At 47.2% G+C, this 22054-nt stretch carries 11 protein-coding genes; 3 read left to right on the top strand and 8 right to left on the bottom strand.

Going from position 1 to position 22054, the window contains the following annotated elements:
• Window positions 1-51: 51 nt before the first annotated feature.
• The 3 genes from DW039_RS16975 to DW039_RS16965 form a co-directional block, all read right to left on the bottom strand.
• A complete protein-coding gene (locus tag DW039_RS16975; RefSeq protein WP_057253926.1) occupies window positions 52-1731 on the bottom strand; it encodes a RagB/SusD family nutrient uptake outer membrane protein in 1680 nt (559 codons plus the stop codon).
• A gap of 24 nt (window positions 1732-1755) precedes the next feature.
• On the bottom strand, window positions 1756-4929 hold the full coding sequence (locus DW039_RS16970; RefSeq protein WP_211475851.1) for a TonB-dependent receptor: 3174 nt from the start codon (window positions 4927-4929) through the stop codon (window positions 1756-1758).
• 211 nt (window positions 4930-5140) lie between these two features.
• Window positions 5141-7516: a TIM-barrel domain-containing protein gene (locus DW039_RS16965; protein ID WP_005830996.1), complete on the bottom strand. Its 2376-nt coding sequence runs from the start codon at window positions 7514-7516 to the stop codon at window positions 5141-5143.
• 256 nt (window positions 7517-7772) lie between these two features.
• Between DW039_RS16965 and DW039_RS16960 the strand changes: the two genes are divergently transcribed.
• A complete protein-coding gene (locus DW039_RS16960; protein WP_120382163.1) occupies window positions 7773-11678 on the top strand; it encodes a two-component regulator propeller domain-containing protein in 3906 nt (1301 codons plus the stop codon).
• Between the two features lie 5 nt (window positions 11679-11683).
• Here the strand turns inward: DW039_RS16960 and DW039_RS16955 are convergent, their stop codons facing one another.
• The 3 genes from DW039_RS16955 to DW039_RS16945 are packed head-to-tail and all read right to left on the bottom strand — an operon-like array spanning window position 11684 to window position 16606.
• On the bottom strand, window positions 11684-13414 hold the full coding sequence (locus tag DW039_RS16955) for a glycoside hydrolase family 9 protein (RefSeq protein ID WP_005831000.1): 1731 nt from the start codon (window positions 13412-13414) through the stop codon (window positions 11684-11686).
• A gap of 40 nt (window positions 13415-13454) precedes the next feature.
• Window positions 13455-15329, bottom strand: coding sequence for a hypothetical protein (locus DW039_RS16950; protein ID WP_229031923.1), 1875 nt, complete (start codon window positions 15327-15329; stop codon window positions 13455-13457).
• A 23-nt stretch (window positions 15330-15352) separates the two neighbouring features.
• Window positions 15353-16606, bottom strand: a complete 1254-nt coding sequence (locus tag DW039_RS16945) for an AGE family epimerase/isomerase (RefSeq protein WP_008662425.1) — start codon at window positions 16604-16606, stop codon at window positions 15353-15355.
• Between the two features lie 339 nt (window positions 16607-16945).
• Here DW039_RS16945 and DW039_RS16940 point away from each other — a divergent pair, with 339 nt between their 5' ends.
• Window positions 16946-19480: a glycoside hydrolase family 9 protein gene (locus DW039_RS16940; protein WP_005831008.1), complete on the top strand. Its 2535-nt coding sequence runs from the start codon at window positions 16946-16948 to the stop codon at window positions 19478-19480.
• 153 nt (window positions 19481-19633) lie between these two features.
• Here the strand turns inward: DW039_RS16940 and DW039_RS16935 are convergent, their stop codons facing one another.
• Both DW039_RS16935 and DW039_RS21520 read right to left on the bottom strand, forming a co-directional pair.
• Entirely contained in the window at window positions 19634-21055 is a 1422-nt protein-coding gene (locus DW039_RS16935; RefSeq protein WP_044468314.1) for a sialate O-acetylesterase, read from the bottom strand.
• Between the two features lie 135 nt (window positions 21056-21190).
• Complete coding sequence (locus DW039_RS21520; RefSeq protein WP_007567577.1) at window positions 21191-21403, bottom strand: hypothetical protein; 213 nt, start codon at window positions 21401-21403, stop codon at window positions 21191-21193.
• Window positions 21404-21509: 106 nt separating this feature from the next.
• Between DW039_RS21520 and DW039_RS21115 the strand changes: the two genes are divergently transcribed.
• A complete protein-coding gene (locus DW039_RS21115; protein ID WP_004291538.1) occupies window positions 21510-21920 on the top strand; it encodes a hypothetical protein in 411 nt (136 codons plus the stop codon).
• Window positions 21921-22054 lie beyond the last annotated feature (134 nt).

The raw sequence follows: 22054 nt of genomic DNA, 5'->3' as shown, positions 1-22054 counted from the left end.
CTGACATTTCACTCACAAATATTTTATTATTAAGTGTTTATTTATAATTTATCAATATCCCGGATTCTGGTCAGCCTGATTGATGAGCGGGTTGGTCAGAATCTCATTCGTCGGAATCGGGAAGATTTCCTGATAAGCCTCGTGCTCAAAGAAACGGAATGAGTCACCAGTCTGCAGACAAGCCTCTTGTGAAGAGTTGGCTACTGTTTTCGGATATTCGGCGGCAAACCATTCTTTGCACATACCCATACGGCACAAATCATGGTAAAGCGAGAACTCGGCATTGAATTCATGGCGACGCTCTATAATCAGCGCCACCTTCCATACCGGAGAAGTATAGCCTTTGGCTGCTTTATAGCTTGTATAATAGGTCTCTGCATCCGGCACTTCCACCGTCTGGGTATTCAACATGTCGGCGGGTAGGTCAATCATCGTCGCTCCCATCTCCAAATTACCCCAAGCACGGTTACGTATCTGACGTATCATGTTCCATCCGGTAGCGTTGTCACCTGTCTCGAAACAACATTCTGCATAGTCGAGCATGATGCCTGCATAACGCTTCAAAGTCAACGAAATAGGATTGAATACTTTGTTGTTCTCACCTGGCTTGCATCTCCAGTATTTCAAGGAATAAACAGTAGGCATATTTTCGGAACCTTGGAAAAGACCGTCAAAACCACTTGTCACCCCTACAGTCTGCCCGGTAATGGGATGCGTATCCCCTTTGGCAACAGCAGAGTATTGGCGGCGTTTGTCACCCGGTTCAAAGGAACGTACAAACTCCCAAGAAAGACAGAGAGACCCCCAGCCTCCCCATTCGGGTGCCGCACACATATATCCGTACCACATCATGGCATCTGAAGACGAATCGGCTCCCCAGCCCATATATCCTTGTTCATGATACATCACCTCAAATACAGATTCTTTGGTCCAATGTGTATCCCAGGCATGCAGGTTACCGAAGCAGGGCTCCAATGAATAGGTTCCACTGTCCACTATATCCTTTAGTTCCGTCTTGGCTTTCGTAAAGTCTTTCTTCAACATATACAGCTCGGCCAAATAAGCTTTGCAGAACCCCTTGGTTATACGTCCGTATTCACCATTCATGGGTAACCAGTCCAGATGGTCGCGTCCAAAAGACAAATCTTCCTCGATAGCCGCATAAGTCTCATCCACGGATTCCGGACGTGCCTTTCCTACCGAAGTAGTATAGGTTTCACCGGTAAGCAACATCGGTACCCTTCCGAAAAGTTTCGTCAGGTAAAGGTAGTTATAACCGCGGATGGCACGTGCTTGCGCTTCATAAACGGTCTTGGAATTGCTGTCCGCAAATATAGAGGCATCCGCCGTCTCCAGGCCAGCCAGGAAACGGTTTGCACGGTCCACTGCACGATAACTCATCCGCCATGCAGTCTCCAGGGAACCCTTATCGGGTTTCCAGGCATGACGCTGCCATTCCGCATCCCAACCGGAAGCCTGACAGTCCATCGTAGAATGGTTGGCAGCAAATACCTGAGGCTTGAATCCCCATGTTTCGTCATCACCGGAACCGTGCTGGTCCGTATAAAAGGTATCATAAAGTCCGTTCAATCCGGAAAGGACATTCTCCTCCGTTTTAAACATGAAATCTGCCGGAAGAATATCGTAATGATCCACTTCCAAATAATCGTCACAAGACGTTACGGTGCTTAAGGCCAGCACACCGATCAACAGTTTATATAAGTTTTTCATAATCATATTTTTTATCCGTTAGTATTAGAACTGTACACTCAGACCGAAAGTAACCGACATCGGGAACGGATAACGTCCTCCGTCAAATCCCGAATACAATACATTGGAGTCACCAACTTCCGGATCGCCGAACTTATTGTACGAAGAGATGGTACATACATTGTCGACACTGGCAAATACGCGTGCATTTTCCATTTTCACCGGTTTCAGCACATTCTTCGGGAATGTATATCCTATCTGAATATTTGAAATCTTCAGATAATCCCCCTTCTGGATGTAGGCGTCGGACACACGCATGTTCTTATTATAGTCTGTCTTGGTGATACGCGGATATTTGGCGCCGGTATTCGAAGATGACCATGCATTATTGATATATTCCTTCAGTACATTCTGATAACCGCCGTCGGGTGCATAGACTGAGGTCAAGCGGGCCGAAGAATAAGAAAGGATATCCATACCGGCTACACCGTACAAGTTCATCGAGAAATCAAAGTTTTTCCAGGAAGCGGTAAGGTTCATTCCGTAAGTGAACTTGGGATATCCATTGCCTATAACAGTACGGTCGGCATCGGTAATCTGCCCGTCACCATTCAAATCAACAAACTTATAGTCGCCGGGCTGGGTAGTCTTGTCCTGATATACACCACTTTCAACTCCCTTTTCAACCGCCAGCCTATTCATTTCATCAATTTCGGCCTGGGTTCTGAAAATGCCTTCTACCTTCCAGCCATAGTAGGAACCTACAGGATAGCCGTTCTGTGTAATGGAGTGGTTGTCCCAGTTGTCGCCATCTTGTGCTGAACCTGACTTGCTGAATATCGGATCGCCGACTTCAATAGCCTCGTTCTTCAGGGTAGACCCATTCAGTCTTATGCCGATATTCCAATCGCTGAAGCTCTTGTTCCACGCAGCAGTAAACTCGAAACCTGAGTTACGGATATGTCCCGCATTAGTATAGACATTGGAGAAACCGGTGGAAGGACGAATCTGGCGATACAGAAGCAGATCCTTTGCGTCACGGATAAAGTAATCGGCAGAGAAAGAAAGCTCATTGTTCATAAAGGCAAAGTCAATACCGATATTTGTCTGCTCATTGGTTTCCCATTTCAGGTTGGTATCAATTTCTTTCTGCTGGGCAATACCGGCACCGTTAATCACACTCGAACCATTAAAGAACCAGTACATTGCATTTGCCGAAGACAACTGTGCTATGGACAAGTTGGTACCATTGCCCGCATTACCGGTCTGTCCCCATCCGGCACGCAACTTCAAGTTACTGAACAGTTCTAAATCCTTAATGAACTTTTCCTCGGAAAGACGCCAAGCTACAGAAGCGGAAGGGAATGTACCATAACGATTGCCGGCACCAAAGTTCGAAGAACCGTCGCGGCGTACCGTTGCAGTCACAATATAGCGGTCGTTCAAAGTATAAGTCAGACGGCCGAAGTAAGAAAGGAATCTTGTCTTCAAATCCAGCCCACCATCCGTTTGCTTAGACGATGGGTCATTGGTCAATGAAATTTTGCGGATGTTGTCTGCCGGGAAATCGTTGGCACTGGAATTCAGCCAGGCACCGTTCGTATCGCTGGTAGAGAAACCGGCCATTGCACTTACGCGGTGATGCTCATTGGACCAGTCATAGTTCAAGAACGCTTCCAGACCGAGTGAAGTGGACTGGCTCTGGTTCAGCGAGAACGAGTCCTTACGGTCTTGAGTTCCAAAGGTTCTATCATTATAGGCTGTATAGCCATTATAACCTTTTGTATAATAATTATAACTGGCAATAGTCTTGAAAGTCAACCCTTTGTACAAATCGAGTTGTAGGAAAGCACTAGCAAGCATACGGTCCCATTTATTAATACTGTCGGCAGTCTTGGCAGCAGCAACCAGATTGTCAGCTCCCTTGTTCACGTCTCCATTGCCTTCTTTCTTGTAATGTCCCCAAGTACCGTCGGGCAACACAATAGGCATGGAATAGAAAACACCGTCCTCTACATAATCCATGGTTGGAATGGCTTGTGCATAGTTTCTCAGGTTGCCTCCTCCCATCTTTTCCGAATGTGCATAGTTCAAGTTCAAGCCTACATGCAGAAAGTCTTTCACTTTGTGAGTGATATTAGCGCGTGCCGTCAAGCGTTTAAAATTCGACTCAATCACGATACCCTGGTTGTTCAAATAACCCAGAGATAAGTTGGCTTGGGTATTTTCGCTGCCTCCCGAAGCAGAAAGGTTATAGTTCTGCTGTAATGCCGTGCGTGACATTTCATCCTGCCAGTCAATGCTGTTCAGTCTGCCTATGTAATCCTCGCCATATGCCAGATTGGTCATGGCAATACCGTCATTCTTGACGGCGGAACGTACAGCACTTGCAAACAAGCCCGCATCAGCCACATCAATCTTATTCGAATTGAACTGGAGGGCATAGTTGGCCGAAAAGTTCACCTTTGCCTTCCCCTTACCACCGTTCTTGGTAGTAATCATAATGACGCCATTGGCACCGCGAGTACCATAGATTGCCGTAGCCGAAGCATCCTTCAGAATTTCGATGGACTCTACATCATTAGGATTCAAGAAATCGATGGAAGTTCCTACCTGCACACCGTCCACTACATAGAGTGGGTCGGCAGAACCATTCACGGTTGCCACACCGCGGATACGGATGGAGAAACCTCCTTCCGGGTCACCGGAAGAACGGATGACAGATACACCTGCCGCAGCTCCCTGCAAACCTTGTCCCAAGTTCACCGGATTCCGCTTCATCATTTCCTCCGCATTCACGGAAGCCACAGAACCGGTGAGGTCGGATTTCTTCATCGTACCGTAGCCCACAACAACTACCTCATCCAAGGTTTCGGTATCCTCCTTTAAAGTAATTTTCAGAGCATTCATATTCCCGGTTACTTTGACCGTTCGCGCCAGATAACCGATGTAACTGGTCTTCAGCGTAGAACCTACGGGACACTGCAAGGAGAAGTTACCGTCCAAATCGGTAATCATACCGTTTGTCGTACCTTCCACAATGACATTGGCACCGATGATGGGCTCGCCTTTCTCATCCACCACTTGGCCCTTCACAGTAACTACACTCTGCTGTACGACAGTGACACCTGCAAACGGCTGTACGCTTGTTGCAAAGAGAGGTCCGGCACATGCCAGCGATACTGACATGATACCCAAATACTTCATCACATTTCTCATAAATACTAAATACTTAGGTTTAACAAATACCCCGGTCATAAGCACATCGGGAAAAAGATATGCGACACAATTTTGTGCCACTATAGAGGCACTGCCGTGCCATTGGGAAGGCACATCTGTGCCACCATAGTGGCACAGATTTCGGTAACTATATCCCTTTCTCTTCCATACCGACAGGGGTGAATTCAATATAGATTTTCAAAGATTAAGTTCAGAAACTCAAGGAAGTGCCTTCAATCTGGTTCAACAGTTGCGGTTTGGCCTTTCCACAATCCACTTTCACAACCTGAATACGGTTGTCGGCAGGTAGACAAACCAATCCTTCTGCCTGCTTCTTGTCAGCACTGTATACCTTCAGGCTCATTTTGCTCCAATCCATCTCAGCAGTGGACTGCGCCAACTTCAGATGAGGAAGTACCGAACCGTCACGTACCAGCATGATTATCGGCAGACTGCCTGCTTCAATCCGGTGCCATCCGCCTTCGTAGACTTTCTCTGTCTGGTAGTCTATCCATTTTCCTTCGGGAAGGTAAACTGTGCGGCCCGTCATACCGGATTCAAGCAAGGGGGCAACCAGAATCTGCGAACCGAAGAGATACTCGTCATCCACTTTCCATGCTCCCGGATCATCGGGGAATTCTACAAACAAGGCTCTTAGCATCGGTAAGCCCTTTTCTGTACATTCCTTAGCCTGAGCATACACATAAGGCATCAGACGGTACTTCATCTCCGCACTCTTGCGGAAGACATCCTGCACACGCTTGCTGTCGTACAACCACGGCTCTGTCGGAGGTGCCCCATGCGCGCGGGTATGGGAAGTAAGAAAACCGAACGGTATCCAGCGGCAATACAAGTCCTCCGGAGTGGATTTTACAAAGCCGCCCATATCATGGCTCCAGAAGGAGAAACCGGACAAGCCGAAGGACAAGCCTGCACGAAGCGTACCCAGCAGACCCGTGTTCGTAGTTGCAGCATCACCGCCCCAATGCAATGGATAACGCTGGGAACCAGCCCATGCGGCACGTGCCCACATTATATTCTCGTTGTGCAACTTCTTGGTTATCTCGGACACTGCCATATCATAACGCACCGGATAGAGGTTATGCTCATACCATCCGCTCTTGCCGGAAGCGTAAATACCATTCAGTGGAGCAGCCTCGCCAAAGTCTACTTTAATGGCACTGACACCGATATTCAGCAATCCCGCCAGTTTGTCCTGATACCACTTTACTGTTTCCGGATTGGAAAAATCAAGCACCACATCTTCGTAGGGAAGTTCACCATTTCCATTTTTCACATACATGTCTTTCTCTATCAGTTCAGAGAAATAACGGTTTTTAGGAGTGAAATAAGGCAACTGCCACAAACATACATGGAAACCTTGAGACCTCAAATCCTTCAACATCTGCTGTGGATTCTGGAAACGGTTCTCGGAGAATTTATAGTCACACTGCCAGTCCACATCAAACCAGCCGGTATCGAAATGGATAACATCGCACGGATACTTGTTCTTACGGATATTGGCCGCTACATCATAACCTTCCTTTTCACTGAAATAGGTAATACGGCTCATCCACGTACCGAAAGACCACAAGGGGGGCATGCCCGGCTTTCCTACCAAATCGGTGTACTCGTCCAGAATATCTTTCGGCTCGCCGAAGAAAACGAACAAATCCAGGTTCTCGTCACCCATGAACATTTTGTTCAGCCCAATATAGGTAGCACCAAAATCACAAGTCACGGGAGCGGATGTATGCATAAACATACCATATCCCCGGTTACTCATAAAGAAAGGAATCGGTTTGTACATCTGGTCCGTCTCAGGCCCTTGTGGGTCTGTAACGAACAAGTTCACCTTCTGTCCGGCCTTGTTCAGCCCAGTGGCAGACTCTCCGCAACCAAAAATCATTTCATCTGCAGTCAAGGTAAATACCGGATTGATGCGGCGAGCATTGTCGCTTCCCCGCTTCACAAAACAGAACGGCGTATATTTTACCTGCGTAGAGTCCGCGTCGCTCAAAGCGGCAGTCTGGCTCAAGATACGTCCGGCTTTATCCTTCAAGACGATTCTCCAAGGATTCTTGTTAATCTGAATGGTTCCATAGTCGCTGGAATAGATAATCTTGTCATTCGTCTCGGTAACTTTCCAGCTTCCATCCCTGCCCGGTTCCTTTGCCAACATGATGGAAGCGGCAGGTTTGGGTTCCACCGGGGTCGTTAGCATACGGATACGTACCGTACGCGGAGTTACAAAGTCAATCTTGAATTTGAGGTTAGGGTCATTTTCATAGGCAGTGAAGGGGAAATCGAGCATTCTCATTTTACGGGGCTGTGCACCGTTGGTATTGAAGGCTTGGCGGGGCATCAGATGCCCGCGTTTCCAATTCACCAGCCCTTCACCCGACTTGGCATCGAATGACTCCAGGTGATCTGCAAAAAACAAGGTATTACTCAAGTCACGGAAATCGGTACTCATGTCCAGAGGTTGGTTCATCAAATACGAAGTACCGTCATTGACATGTGGCTGTGCCAACAGATTGCCACCGGCAAACAACAGCATCGCCACTGCTAAAAGTTCTTTCTTCATACTATTAGGATTTAAATGATCTCGCCTGCAAATGTATTTTTCTTAAAGGAAACACAGATGCCTTAAAAATGTCTTTTAATATCCGGTTTTGTTTCATAGAACCCATATAGGGCCATTGGAAACAAAATGCATACTATTTTTCACCAAACGGAGGATATCATCCCACACGAATACGCAAATCTTTCCTTGCTCGTTCGAAGGATTATATTTAAGTTTGCAGTTACAATATTGTTAATCCTTCTAATAAAGAAAATACATGAAACAACTGCTCCTAATATGCAACCTGGCCTTCCTCCTTACTGTTCAAGGTAACTCAGCGGAAATCCCGCCGGCTGTCATGTTCAAGCAGCTCTCTACAACAGAAGGACTCTCCAACAACAGTGTCCGAAGCATCTACAGAGACAATAGGGGATTCCTCTGGGTGGGGACAGAATCAGGACTCAACAAATACGACGGCTACTCCTTCCAGCAGTATTACCAGAACAACTCCGACCTGCCGGACGATGCCATCAGCGAAATTTTCGAAGGACCGGACGACAATGTATGGATAAGGACTTCCAGCGGCTACAGTATCTATAATTATAAGACCGGTAAATTCGACAATGACTATAAACCCATACTCGATGGGCTGCAAATCCCCAGTAAAAACATTCTGAGGATGGGAAAAACATCCAAGAATGAGTTTTGGGCCTACGACTATTCCAAACTTTACATACGAAGCATGGACAACAGCTCCATCAAAGCCTATCCACTGGCAGTTGAAAAGATTTCAAACCTCTATATAGGTGTCCAGTTCATTTATATAATGTACTCCAACGGTACCCTATACAGTATCAGCAAGCAGACTTCCGAAGTCAAGGAAATAGCCATTCCCACCATCTATAGACCTTTGCTGGAGAATCATGAGCCACACATTTACATAGACCAAAACGAAAGCCTATGGGTATACACCTTCCAAAACAGCCTACTTTTGCACAAGAACAGTTTTACACAGCAATGGGAGGACATCAGCCTGAACAATAACACTCACATACAGTACAATCGCGTGCAACGCATCCTCGACCTGGGAGACGGCAACGTATGGATACTTACCAGCCATATGGGGCTGTTCGTTTACAACACCCTGACCAAATCGCTTACCAACTTGGTGCACAATCCATTGAAACCGCACACCATTGCCAGCAACAATCTGAATACCATTTACCGGGACAAAGACGGAACCATATACATAGGGAATTTCAAACACGGTATTTCCTATTATAGCCCCATGTCCCAAATCATACTATGCAACAAATCCCTGGAATATGATGATATCCTGACCTTCTGCGAAGACACCAGCCAGGAATACATTTACTACGGAACAGACGGTACGGGACTAATCCGACGTTCACTAGTGACCGATTCATACGAAAAGATAGCAACTCCCGCCAATATTGTAGTCGACTTATCCATCGACTCCAAAAACCGCCTATGGATAGGCACCTTCCAGAAAGGACTGCTATGCTACTCGAAAGGGCAAATCAAACAATACACAGTAAGTAACAGCCAGCTTCTCGAGAACAATGTGTATACAGTAAAGGTAGACAAACACGGATACATCTGGATAGGTACCATGAAAGGATACATACAGAGGTTAAATCCGGAAACCGAGCAGTTTGACACCATCTTGTACCGTCCGGGAGAATTCTTTGTCCGAGATATGTACTATGATAAAGACAGTACCCTTTACGTAGCGACCAAAGGAGGACTCATTATCATCGATACGGAAACCCAAGCCTATAATATCTACGCCGAAGCCGGCCGCTTCAAGGAGAACAATATGCTCACTGTCTATAAGGACAGCCGGGACCTTCTTTGGATAGGACATCCACACGGACTGAGTATATGGAACCAGAAGAACGACTCCATCTACTTCCTTGACCAGAAAAACGGACTTGCCGCCAACCTCGTCAGAGCCGTCACGGAAGACAACAACAACCAGATGTGGATTGGTACCGGCAACGGCATCTCACGAATCAAAATAACAAACGGTACATACGCCATCGTGAACTACTCCGTAAGCGACGGACTGATATGCAACGATACCAATGTCCACGCCATCCTCAAGCTACAGAACGGCAATATACTGATAGGCACGCCACAAGGTTACCAGACTATCATTCCACAAGACATCCTGACCACAAGTTATGATGCCAATATTTACCTTACCGGTATTGAGCTCAAATCCGGAATGACCCATCCGGACATCCTGAACGGCAGCTCACTTGAATGTGCACAACATCTTTCCTTCACTGAAAAGGAAAATTCATTCACTCTGTCCTTCTCTGCCCTCGACCTGGTGGAAACGGATAAGATAAAATATGCCTATAAGATTCATTCCAACTGGATTTATGCTGAAAACAACAAAGTAAACCTATCCATGCTGACTGCCGGAAACTATACTTTATCCGTCAAGGCATGCAACTCACAAGGCATATGGAGCCCCAACGTCAAGGAACTGAAAATAAAGATACTCCCTCCTTGGTGGCGCACTTGGTGGGCTTATACCATATATAGCGGTATCGTTTTGTGCATCCTTCTGTCCATTATCCGCAATCTGCGCTTACGCCAAAAGCAGAAACAAATCATGCAGGCCATCGAGGTGGAAAATGAAAGGCAGCAGAAAATCAACAATATGAAACTGCAGTTCTTTGCCAACATAAGTCACGAACTGCGGACCCCCTTGTCACTTATCATCAATCCGCTTGAAGAGTTTTTCGTAGACCATCCCGAATATCGTAAAGGCATTCTGGATATGGTCAAACAAAATGCCGACTATCTGCTGGAACTGATTAACCAACTGCTGGATTTCAGAAAGCTGGATGCCAAGGCTGAAACCCTGAAATGCAAACATGACAACATCCTTATCATTCTGAGTGAAATATTCCACTCTTTCGATCCGATAGCACAGAAACGGAACATCAGCTATAGCCTTACCGCTCCACAACATTCTGTATTCATGGATTTCGACTATGACAAGATACGCAAGATATGCACAAATATCCTGTCAAATGCATTCAAGTTCACTCCCAATAAAGGAAGCATCTCACTGGATATTGCCGTAAGAGGCACAAATCTGGAACTGACCTTTACCGACACCGGTTGCGGCATAGAGGATGAAGCCAAGGAGAAAATATTCCAAAGATTCTATCAGTCGGGCAAAAACCAGTCGAACAACGGAGGCAGCGGCATTGGACTGCACATTGTTTCCGAATACGTAAAGATGCATCAGGGTACTGTCTGTGTCAGGGATAACCAGCCTTGTGGTTCTGTATTCCTGATTGCCCTACCCCTACACCAGAACAGTAATGAAACCAAAAACGGAGAACCGGTCGAAGGACCGGAAATAAAAGAAGAATCCCATCCATTCACCATACTACTCGTAGATGACAACTACGACTTCTTGAAATTTCTCTCTGAAAGTCTTGCCAGGCAGTATCATGTATTAAAAGCCACAAACGGAAAACATGCACTGAATGTACTGGAAAAGGAAGATATTGATTTAGTGGTCAGTGACATCATGATGCCCGAGATGGATGGTCTGGAACTATGTTCAACCATCAAGAATGACATACGCTACTCCCATATCCCCATTATCCTCCTGACAGCTAAGGCAAGTGAAGAACACCAATTGGAAGGGCTTAGCGTTGGCGCAGACGACTATATCACCAAGCCTTTCAATATGGAAGTCCTCAAGCTGCGCATCAACAAGATTATCGAGATGAACGTCAAACGTCAGGAAATATTCAATCAGGACATTAAAATCGAGCCAAGCCGTATCACCATCACTCCCCTTGACCAGCAGCTGGTGGAAAAAGCCATCCAGATTGTAGAGGACAATATCAGCGAAACCGAGTTTTCCGTCGAGGAGCTTGCCAGCAGCCTGAATATATCACGCAGCTATTTCTACAAGAAAATGATTAAGATAACGGGAAAGAAACCCATCGAATTCATCAGGACCATCCGTATGAAACGTGCACAACAACTCTTGACAGAAAGCCAGATGCAAGTTTCGGAAATTGCATATACCTTGGGGTATAACTCCCCCAAGATATTCTCCAAACATTTTAAAGAAGAGTTCAACATCAGCCCATCCGAATTTATAAGGCAGCAGGCTGAATAGAAACATTATTTTGACATCAAAGCATCCAACGAAGACACCAACGCCACCAAAGCAGCACTCCAATTAATGGCTATTTCATTGGAAGCATACGAACCTTCCACATCTGCATAAGACTCATCCGGCAGATTGGAAGGATAGGGTACACCGTCTTGTTGGCCAGGATTGGGACCGCCAACAAGGAAACCGGGAAGAGGTGCCTCTATATCATCCGATGCAGAAAGACGATGGTGCGGATACAGAGGACTTTTCATCCCGAAACCGGTGACATAACAATATCCCGTGGCATTCTTTCCTAAAATGTAGTCCATATTGCGGTAGGCGTTCGTCAGGTACGACTTCTCACCCGTAAGCAAATAGGCGCAAACCAGTGAAGTGGCTTGGTTAGCACACCCTTCGGCAAGGCATCCCCAAAAGAAATCTTTGGCATCGTTGCCGTAAGGAGCGTGGAAAGGAGAGCGGTCAGCACCCCGCACAGCCTCGGCAGCATAGTCCAGTAGCAGGTCTTTCATGGCATTTGCCAACTCCACGTCTTCACCCTGATATTCCCTGCCCGGTTGCAGCCAGGCAAACACGCCCAACGCAGTGGTATTGCCCCAAGAAGGAGTCTTATATGCAGTGGGCAGATGCTTCTTCACTTGTTCCCGGTAAACGGGCTTTCCCGTAGCAAGATAGAGCTCGGAAGCCGCCCAGAAGAATTCGTCATCGGCACTACGATCACCGTAAGCTCCCGTAACCACGGCAGGTTGATATTGCTTGTTGAGGAGGTCCTGATGATAGAGCGCTTGCGGATGCGCTTCTGCCCAGGCGTAAGCACGTTCGGCAGCCTGCAAAGCCACTTCCGAAAAGCCAGGATAATCCTCTTCGTAAGGAGCAAACAACACGGAAGCTTGCGCTAAAGCCGCAGCATAGTCCAATGCCGCCGTTACTGATTTCTGAACTACATAACGGGGCTGCTTACACTCCGTAGGCTTGATAAATCCCTCGAACGAAGGGGTAGTCAGCTTGTGGTAGACTCCTCCGTCGGCAGGGTCTTGCATGGTCAGCATCCATTTCAGGTTATAGTACATCTCGTCCAGCAAATCGGGCGTGTGGTTTCCGCTTTCCGGGATGTTCACCCGTTGACGGATAAAATAGTCAGGAAAGCGGGCATAAATCGCCTGCATCAATCCGATGGAATAAGCGGAGTTCACAATGTACTTGTTATAATCTCCGGCATCATACCATCCTCCCGGAGAAGAAATCACCGCTCCCGCCTTACGTTCCGGCCCGGCAGCATTGGGATGTACCAGCACCTTGTCATCTGGATGGCCTGCCGGACGGCTCCACCGACCCGCATAAGTCGCTTCGATGGGCATACCCGTACGTTGGTAATAGAAAGATTTCAAAGCGGCATCGGCCAAAGGGGACAGCACCTTTTCCTTTACTTCGAATGCCACTGAATCGCCGTTAACCAACAGAAGATATCTTCCCGGTACCGTGATGTCACTGAAATCCAATATTGTCCTGCTCCTATCCGACCAAGCGGATGAAGCGGTATATCCGGGTTTGCCGGAAAGTAGCCGATTGCCCGTGGCTGCATCTACTATGGTAAATTCACGTACCTCACCGGCATTCACCACAGCTACTTTTTCCTGCTGGGGATAATACCCTAACTGATTCAAACGTACAGTTTCTGAAGGATGCCCTAAAGTGGCCATTCCTCCCAGAACTGTAAACAGACATGTAGTTATATTCATATCACTATTCTTTATATATTAATATTATTCCATTTCAAAATTATTTATCCGACAATAAGGTAATGAAACTGATAGCCGGCAAGTGTACCCGTACCAGTCCATTCTCCACCTTCACTGCAGTTTCCTTCATGCAGTCCTTTGTATTGGTCACATAGACTTTCAGTTCCTTCACTTCTGCAGGGATACCGGAGATGACAGCCTCGCAATCCGCCCCATTATTGACCATATGGACGGCATATTCTCCGCGCACCATATTTCCGAAAGCCGCACAGTTTACATTTTTCTTGCTGCTACTGACTGGAATAGCCAAGGCATCGGCCGGAGTGGAGGCCAGCTGCTTAATGTTCCAGAAACGTTGTGTAGGACGCAAAGGACCTTTGGAGCCATAAATGCCGTCTCCCCACAACAACGAATAGTCTGAAGTGAGCTGCCACTGCAAGATGGACAATGGTTGGCAAATCGCACAAATACGTGTATACAGATTGATTTCATAAAGTGCAAACGTCGACTCATTGAATATCTCGGCATAACCATGAGCAGCGGCATCCGTACTACCCTCACCAACCAAGAGTAGTACATTAATCTCTTTGGCAGCACCCGCCCACTTCCTTAACGTAACATCATCACAACCACGCCATGAATGGAAAGAAACTGCACCAATATACTTATGAGTCTCAGGATTGTTCAAAGCAGGAAGGATAAAATCGAAAGTAGTGGCATCCGAATTGTCGCCAAGCAGCATGCGGGTAGGAAGATTCAACCCTGCCAGATAAGCACCGAACTCCTTAATGAAATCTGCATGCTCCTGCGGAGTGTGGAGGACATCAATACCCAAATCCGATTCATTGAACGAGAACATGGAGAACTCAATACCATAATACCGTTTGGCATACAACAGATAATCTGCCATGGATTTATAAATCTTCTCCTTTTTCCGGTTATCCAGACGATAAGCAATGACACCACCTTGACGGGCATAACTTGCAGGACCTCCGTCAATGGCCCATGCAGGCGGAAACCAACAGCTTAGTATTACCGGCATTCCCATCGCCTTCAAGCGCTTTGCCATGAGGAGACTTTCCTCCACCCGCTTGTTCAGTCCCCCATTCTGTGCCACGGCAATAGGATCGGATTCTTCTTCGGGTTGCCACAATCTCCACGGAAATTCCACACGGCCATAAGCTACGCGCAAGTTTTCCAGACAGTAATCTATCACTTTAGGGTCGGCAGCAGGATTCTGCAGGCGGAAATTCCCTCCAAAGCCTGCAAACAAACTTCCCGGATTCTGCATATCCAATGTAATTTCCGCGTCACTGTGATCTATCACTCCGGAAGCATGCAGTTCCATAGACAATGCTGTTCTCCCAGCCTTTTTCAGAATCGGCATTAGCGAGATATACACAACAGTACCGGTAGACTCTTTTTCAACCGTGGCCTTTACAGACTTATTGAACTTGAATTCCAACTTCCTATTGGCCGAAGTAACGGTCAGCTTCCTGCCACTTACCCTTACTTTGGCATCAATGTAGTTTTCCGGACTTAAAGCAATACAGTAATAGGCTGCCTGGTTCAAAGTAGTGTCCGACAGCGCATCAATAGAAATCTCCACCAAGCCTTTTCCCTTATCGGTCACTTTCTGATGGAACTTTACACCTCGCAGAGTAGCCGTCACTTCCTGCATATTCCCCTCACGATGGAAAACGGGACGGACCTGCTTCTCCTTTCCGGTAATCTCCATATCTCCTTTCAAGGTTCCGACACGCAGGGATGACTCAAAGTCTATCAATTCACCGTCTACGCGGACACCCGTGATATTGCTCCATGCCATCACTTCCGTCTGGGCAGAAAGCGGCAGAGATAATATACCACACAGCAATACAACTATTCCAAACTGGAAAATTCGTAAATTCTTCATAATATCAAATCTATAAAAGGTTGTCATTTCAGTCTGGTATCAATCTCAAACCCCATACGGCTGTTATGATAAGGACAATTCCACATACTTGCTTTAGGCTCCTTGTAGCGGGGAGTTCCATCTTCCAGCACCGTTCTGAACCATTCACCATACTCCTTGTCTATCATCCGTGATTTGATGAAGTTCCAGGTGCGGACGGCACTGTCCAGATAAGATTGTTCACCAGTCAGTTGCCAGGCATTGATACAGCCGACCACAGTTTCCGCTTGGCACCACCAGGAAGCGTCCTTCCTGATTTTGTCCTTATGTCGTTCATACATCATAGCTCCCATCGGGTTGATGCCCTCCTTCAAGGAAGCATCTGCAAGTTCCAATGCTACCTTCCTGCACCTCCCGATAACCTCCGGGTCACCCAGAGCCTCTGCAGCTTCCGTCAGCAGCCAAGAAGTTTCGATATCATGCCCGTAAGAGTCGATGTCATCCAGATTATTCCAATTTAAATCACAGTATGATATCAAGTGATGTGTTTGTGGGTTGTACAGCCTGGTTGTTATTAAGTCTATTACTTTTGCAAGGCGCTTGCAAAGGCTGTTATCCTTCCATACTTTATATAAAGCCGTGTATGCCTCTAATACATGGATATGTGTATTCATTGTTTTGGCAGCAATGCCATCTCCATCATACCCCAGCTTTTGGGGAGTTCCCCATTCGCGGGTAAAGGATTCTATATAGCCATCATTTACGGGATCTTTGACTTTGCTCTCCATTATCCGATAAAGCTCTATGGCTTTTTGCAGGCTTTCATTGTTGCCCGTTGCCCTGAAATGTTCGGACAACCCATAGATAGCATAAGAGCAGCCGTAAGTCTGCTTGTTCGTATCCAATGGGGTACCGTCCGCTTTTATCAGCCAATATACGCCTCCATACTGCGAATCAATGAAGTGATCTATGAAATACCGTTGCGCCCTGTCAGCCAATTTACGGTAGGCAGTATCGCCATACATCCGGTAGGCGGTTGAAAAAGTCCAAAGGATGCGGGCATTCAGTACACCACCTTTGGGAGCATCCGCTATCGGGGCACCGTCACGTCCCAATGAACCATAAAAGCCTCCGGAAGAATCTACGCTGTATCTTTCCCAAAAAGAGAGGATATTCTCTTTCAAGTCCGAGGTTATTTCATCTTTTAAAACCTTGTCTACGTGTGACTGTGCTTGCAGGAAAGGTGTAACCAGCAACCATACTGTAATCAGCAAAAAAACGGAAAACATACGTTTCATAATATAGCGATTTAAGGAGTTAGCCATAGTTACATTGCAAATGTACAAAAAAACAAATGGACACTACTCATTGCCATCCTTTTTCAAGGGATACAATTGGTTCCGATAAAGGCTATTTTTGGGTACTGAGTCCTTGTTTTACCAGACATCAGCTTCTATTGGCTCAAACGTGGGTATCCGGCAGCTCAAGCGCCATTGTCTGACAAATATAACAATGAATATCATAAAAATAGAGGAAAAAGACACATTTCATAACGTTATTGGCTACAAACAAAAGCCATCCGTTTCCTTTTTAGTCCGTATATTAGTAGAAAATTTTGTAACTCAAAAATAGATACTATGAGAAAGAAACATTTCCTATTTGCATCAGTCTTGGCACTGCTTTGCGGCAGCAGTGCGCTGCATGCGCAAGACTTCAAGCTGACATCCTCCGGTTATTTCAAGAATCAGGGAGTCGACATCATGGCTTTTGATGATATCTATCCCGAAGGACACCAAGGAGGGGTATGTATCATCATGAACGGACACCGTGTGGCGACGAATGGAGATATCCGTCTGGAAGCCACACCCGGACAATGGCAGCCCGTACCGAAACAGCTCGACCGGAAGCTCGGTGACAACAGCATCACCGCCACGCTGTGCTATCCCGACTCCTCACGCCATCTCACCGGATTCAACCCGATGATTTACCCGGACCTCCACCTTATATATACGGTAAACGTGGAAAGCAAAGGTAAAAACATAGAGGTGACCGTAGACCTTGACCGCCCCATTCCCCAGGAATTCATCGGAAAAGTGGGCTTCAACCTTGAATTCTTCCCGGGTTCCCTCTTCGGCAAGCCCTGGATTATGGACGGTCAGAGCGGCATCTTCCCGCAACAACCCAACTCTCCCCTAATGACAACCCAACCCAACTATCTGCATACGGGAAATTATCATGACGGCAAGCAATCGCTGGCAGACATGGACAAACTGATAGGAAAAGGTTACAGCCCGATTGTGGCCGACGACATCATCAGCGAACCTTATGCCAAAGGCCGTAAGTTTACCTCCCGCCCCGACGACCCTTACAACAAAGTAACCATCGAATCATTGAGTGGTGACCTACAACTGTTTGACGGGCGTATGAACCACAATAACGGCTGGTTCGTACTGCGCAGCAACATAAAACCGGGTGTCACCAAAGGGGCCGTCAAATGGATTATCACTCCGAACGTAGTGGCCGACTGGATGTATCAGCCGGTTATCCAGACTTCACAGATAGGTTATCATCCCGCCCAGGACAAGGAAGCCGTCATCGAAATGGATATACGTGACAATAGAAAGGAAACGGCACAAATCATCCGCATTGACGCAGACGGCGAGAAAGTGGTCAAGAACGTCACTCCTGCCAATTGGGGCAAGTTCCTGAGATACAACTATCTGAAGGTGGACTTCACGGATGTGAAGGAACCGGGACTCTACAAGATTAAATACGATACCTCCGTATCCCCTATCTTCCGCATCGACAATGACGTATATGCCCGCGGCGTATGGCAGCCCGTACTGGAATACTTCCTTCCCGTACAGATGTGCCACATGCGCGTCAACGAAAAATACCGCGTATGGCACGACTGCTGCCACATGGACGATGCCCAGATGGCACCGGCACACAATCATATCGACGGCTACGACCAGAAAGAGGGCCTGTCCAAGTTCAAACCGGGTGAAGTGGTTCCCGGAGTGAACATAGGCGGCTGGCACGATGCCGGAGACTTTGACCTCCGCATCGAATCCCAAGCCGGAGAATCCTATATCCTGGCACTGGCCTACGAAGCTTTCCACCCGAATCTCGACGTGACTTCCATCGACCAGATAAACCGTGTGACGGAAATCCACCAGCCCGACGGTAAGAATGACTTGCTGCAACAAGTAGAGAACGGCGCCCTTACGGTAGTCAACGGCTACCTGGCACTGGGACGTCTCTACCGGGGAATCATCTGCAACGACCTTCGCCAATACGTACTTCTGGGTGATGCCGCCGCCATGACGGACGGAAAAATCGGTAATGAAGACGACCGTTGGATATTTACAGAAGACAACCCCGGACGAGAACTGTCGACAGCCGCCCAACTTGCTGCCGTATCACGCGTATTGAAAGGCTTCAATGATACATTGAGTGTACATTGTCTCGACATTGCCCGCAAAGTATATGCTTCTACCGGAAACGGCAACAACAGAGCCTTGTTCCCCAAAGTGCAGGCAGCCGTAGAACTGTACCTCACCACGGGCGAACAACCCTATATGGACTTCATTCTGGACAACAAAGAGCTCATCATCAAGCAGATAGGCCGCATCGGCTGGTACACGGCACGTGTGGAAAAACAGTTTGCACAAATGAAGAACAAGAAAGCCAAAGCTTTCTCCACCGCTTTCCGCAAAGCTCTGACCGGATATGAACAAGAGCTGAACAAGCAAGTGCAGGAGACTCCTTACGGCATTCCCTACCGTCCACATATCTGGGGTGCAGGCTGGGATATACAGCGTTTCGGCTTCCAGCACTACTTCCTGACAACCGCCTATCCGGAAATATTCCCGAAAGCACCGGTATTCAATGCCCTCAACTTCATTCTCGGATGCCACCCGGGCTCCAACCAAGCTTCCTTCGCCTCGGGTGTCGGCGCACAATCAGCCACTGTGGGCTACGGACTGAACCGCGCAGACTGGTCGTATATTCCCGGTGGAGTCATTTCCGGTACAGCTCTTATCCGTCCCGACTTCCCGGAACTCCTCACGTTCCCGTTCCTCTGGCAGCAAACTGAATATGTGCTGGGAGGAGGTTCATCCCACTATATGTTCCTGGTACTTGCAGCAGAACAGTTGCTGAAACAATAAGAAAGACAGAGGGGGAACAAAACCCTCTGGATGTTTTCTTTTAGGCGCGGATTACACGGATTTCACGGATTTAGTTTACTGCATCCATGGATTCCGCGTAACCCGCGCCTAATATTATAGTATAATGAAAGTGTTTATCTACTTTCCATTCTTTCACCAATTATCCGTACGGAACGGAATGGTAGGCAATTCATTTCCGCCAATCATCGTACCAATCTGGAAATCATGGAAACAGTAGCGCACGCTGACGGGATGGGATACCTTTTCTGAAGAGATTACCACTTCATTCGTCTGCCAGTGCAGCCATACTTTGTCGGCAGGATGGAACACACGGTCCTCGCCTGCCACTTCGAAGCCACGAAGGTCATAGTTACGGCAGATACCCATTTCCAGGTGGTCGAAAGAGACCCAGGCTTCATTGCCTTTAGCGGTCCATGACTTATATTGTGGGCCGAAACAGTGTATCTGCTTCAATCCATAGGTGAGGTTCAATGCCAGATAACTCAAACGTTGGCCCACCTTCGTCTTGTTGCGGGGATGGATATTGTATATCTCATAAGGCTCTACAAGGTCGTTTGTAGAAATCATGGCACTGTTCGGAATCAGGCTTTGGGCACGGAATTGCGCTTCACGTAGGTAAGCAGCTTTCTCTTGCTGGGTACCTCCATAGGCGTACGGCGCTATTTCGGCAAAGTAGAAAGGCAATTCGCCCAGTCCCCATTCTTTGCGCCACAGCTGCACCATATCGGCCAAACGCTCGGCGTATGTTTCATGACGGCCTACGTTAGACTCGCCTTGATACCAGATGAATCCCTTTATGGTATAGTTCTGAAGCGGCTTCAGCATGGCATTGTACATCAGCATGGGGCGGTGCATGGGGTGCAGGCGTTCGATGGAATCGGGGTTGAGGGAAATGTCCGGATAGTTTTCCAGCAACTCCCGGCTTATCCAACCTTCCACAGTGGCTCCACCGTAGGCACTGCTGATGATACCCACGGGAATACGGAGGGCACGGCTCAGTGAAGTTGCGAAATAGTAAGCTGTTGCACTGAAATCGGGTGCGGTTTCTATGGAAGATATGTTCCAGCTACCTTTGCAGTCGGTTTGCGGTTCATAAGTCTGGTGCTTGGAAACGGTGAACATACGCACGCCTTTGTTTTCGGCAGAAGCTATAATATCATCTGCTCCATTCATGATGCAACAGCCGGCAAAGCCTTTCAGGGGCATTTCCATATTGCTCTGGCCGGAGGCAAGCCATACTTCACCGATTAGGATATTCTTCAACGTAGTTTTTTCTCCGTCATCAAAGGTTATCTCATAAAGCGTGTACCCTGCTGCCGGAGTTTTCACGGCAAGCAGCCAATGGCCATCCTTATCGGCACGGCAAGTCGTTGTCTGTCCATTCCACGAAGGCGTGACGCGTACTTCGGCTTTCGGTGCAGCCGTTCCCCACAGTTTCACTTCAGTCTGCTGCTGGAGTATCATGTTGTCGCCTACCAGTGCAGGCAGCTTTACTTTGGCGCCCAGCGAGGCGGCGCAACATAATAGAATCAATGCAAGAGTCTTACTTTTCATAGTATATTTGCTGCATGAAGTTACGAAAAGAGTGTAATTTATTGGAAATGAGCGTAGGTTAATTGCTCTTGATAGTAATAGGTTACGATTTAGTTAGTTATCTACTGCATTATCCTTCTGCGCGTTGCGTAACCTTCAAAGAACTCTTCGTATGCAAAAGTAGCTATTTAATTCGAGATTTTGATATAAACTCCCGTTTTTTATCCCCTCATTCATAAGAATTTTCCGTAAAAGCGGTATTGTCCGTCGGCACACCATTGCCCAAAACGAGTTTGGAACAAACGTGTGCCGACTACCGCATAGCTGGAGAAAAGGGCATTGCCTCACGCCTAAACGATGTTTAGACAGATGAAGCAATGCCCCTTTCTTTTGCGCCTATGCCAAGAGGTGCTTTTACGGGTTTTCAAATGATTTTTCTTTTTTCGCTGTCTCTTTTGCCGGAAGCGGAAAGTGAATGCAGAGTGTGTCAGCCTGCCCCATGAATGAAACAGGCGCCCACACACAGCCGGACAAACCGGGAAGAATGATTGTTGCCACCCGGCTGAACAAGTTCCGTCGGATCGGAAACAATCATACTTCCTTTGTTGTGGTTTGCCCTTTTCACGCTTCCGGTGATGTCTTTTTCCTTTTGGTGATTCTTTTTTTTACGGATTTTCCCCTGAAGTTTTTTTCTACACAATCTGCCTCTGTTTTCGTTTACCTCCATTTTGCGCCTTTCAGTAAGCCGCATCAGTCAGTCATTTTCGTTCTGGGCGCAAAGGTAATTCCGGGATTGGACGGGAAAGCAAGGTCAAGCCTCCTGTTTTCGGTAAAAATCTCCAGCCCTGCGGGTAGTATTTTGACCGAAAAACCTTGCATTCCCTAATCCCTACCTTTTCAAGCACCCGAAACGAAAACGACCGATGCGACAGAAAGACGCATAAAAAAAATGTCGGATAAACGAGAGGCAGATAAGATAGTTTGAAACTCAACTCCCTCAGCTCTTGAATCCGCATAAAA

Origin of the sequence: Bacteroides sp. AF39-16AC, assembly GCF_003602735.1 — a bacterium.
Taxonomy (GTDB): Bacteria; Bacteroidota; Bacteroidia; order Bacteroidales; family Bacteroidaceae; genus Bacteroides; species Bacteroides uniformis.
The sequence above is the reverse complement of the archived record's forward strand: the minus strand, read 5'-3'. Positions and strand labels throughout refer to the sequence as shown.

Coding starts and splice junctions, on each gene's coding strand:
- DW039_RS16945 (WP_008662425.1), bottom strand. CDS start 16,606: ATGAAACGTATGTTTTCCGTTTTTTTGCTGATTACAGTATGGTTGCTG.
- DW039_RS16965 (WP_005830996.1), bottom strand. CDS start 7,516: ATGAAGAAAGAACTTTTAGCAGTGGCGATGCTGTTGTTTGCCGGTGGC.
- DW039_RS16960 (WP_120382163.1), top strand. CDS start 7,773: ATGAAACAACTGCTCCTAATATGCAACCTGGCCTTCCTCCTTACTGTT.
- DW039_RS16950 (WP_229031923.1), bottom strand. CDS start 15,329: ATGAAGAATTTACGAATTTTCCAGTTTGGAATAGTTGTATTGCTGTGT.
- DW039_RS16970 (WP_211475851.1), bottom strand. CDS start 4,929: ATGAGAAATGTGATGAAGTATTTGGGTATCATGTCAGTATCGCTGGCA.
- DW039_RS16940 (WP_005831008.1), top strand. CDS start 16,946: ATGAGAAAGAAACATTTCCTATTTGCATCAGTCTTGGCACTGCTTTGC.
- DW039_RS16975 (WP_057253926.1), bottom strand. CDS start 1,731: ATGAAAAACTTATATAAACTGTTGATCGGTGTGCTGGCCTTAAGCACC.
- DW039_RS21115 (WP_004291538.1), top strand. CDS start 21,510: ATGCAGAGTGTGTCAGCCTGCCCCATGAATGAAACAGGCGCCCACACA.
- DW039_RS16935 (WP_044468314.1), bottom strand. CDS start 21,055: ATGAAAAGTAAGACTCTTGCATTGATTCTATTATGTTGCGCCGCCTCG.
- DW039_RS16955 (WP_005831000.1), bottom strand. CDS start 13,414: ATGAATATAACTACATGTCTGTTTACAGTTCTGGGAGGAATGGCCACT.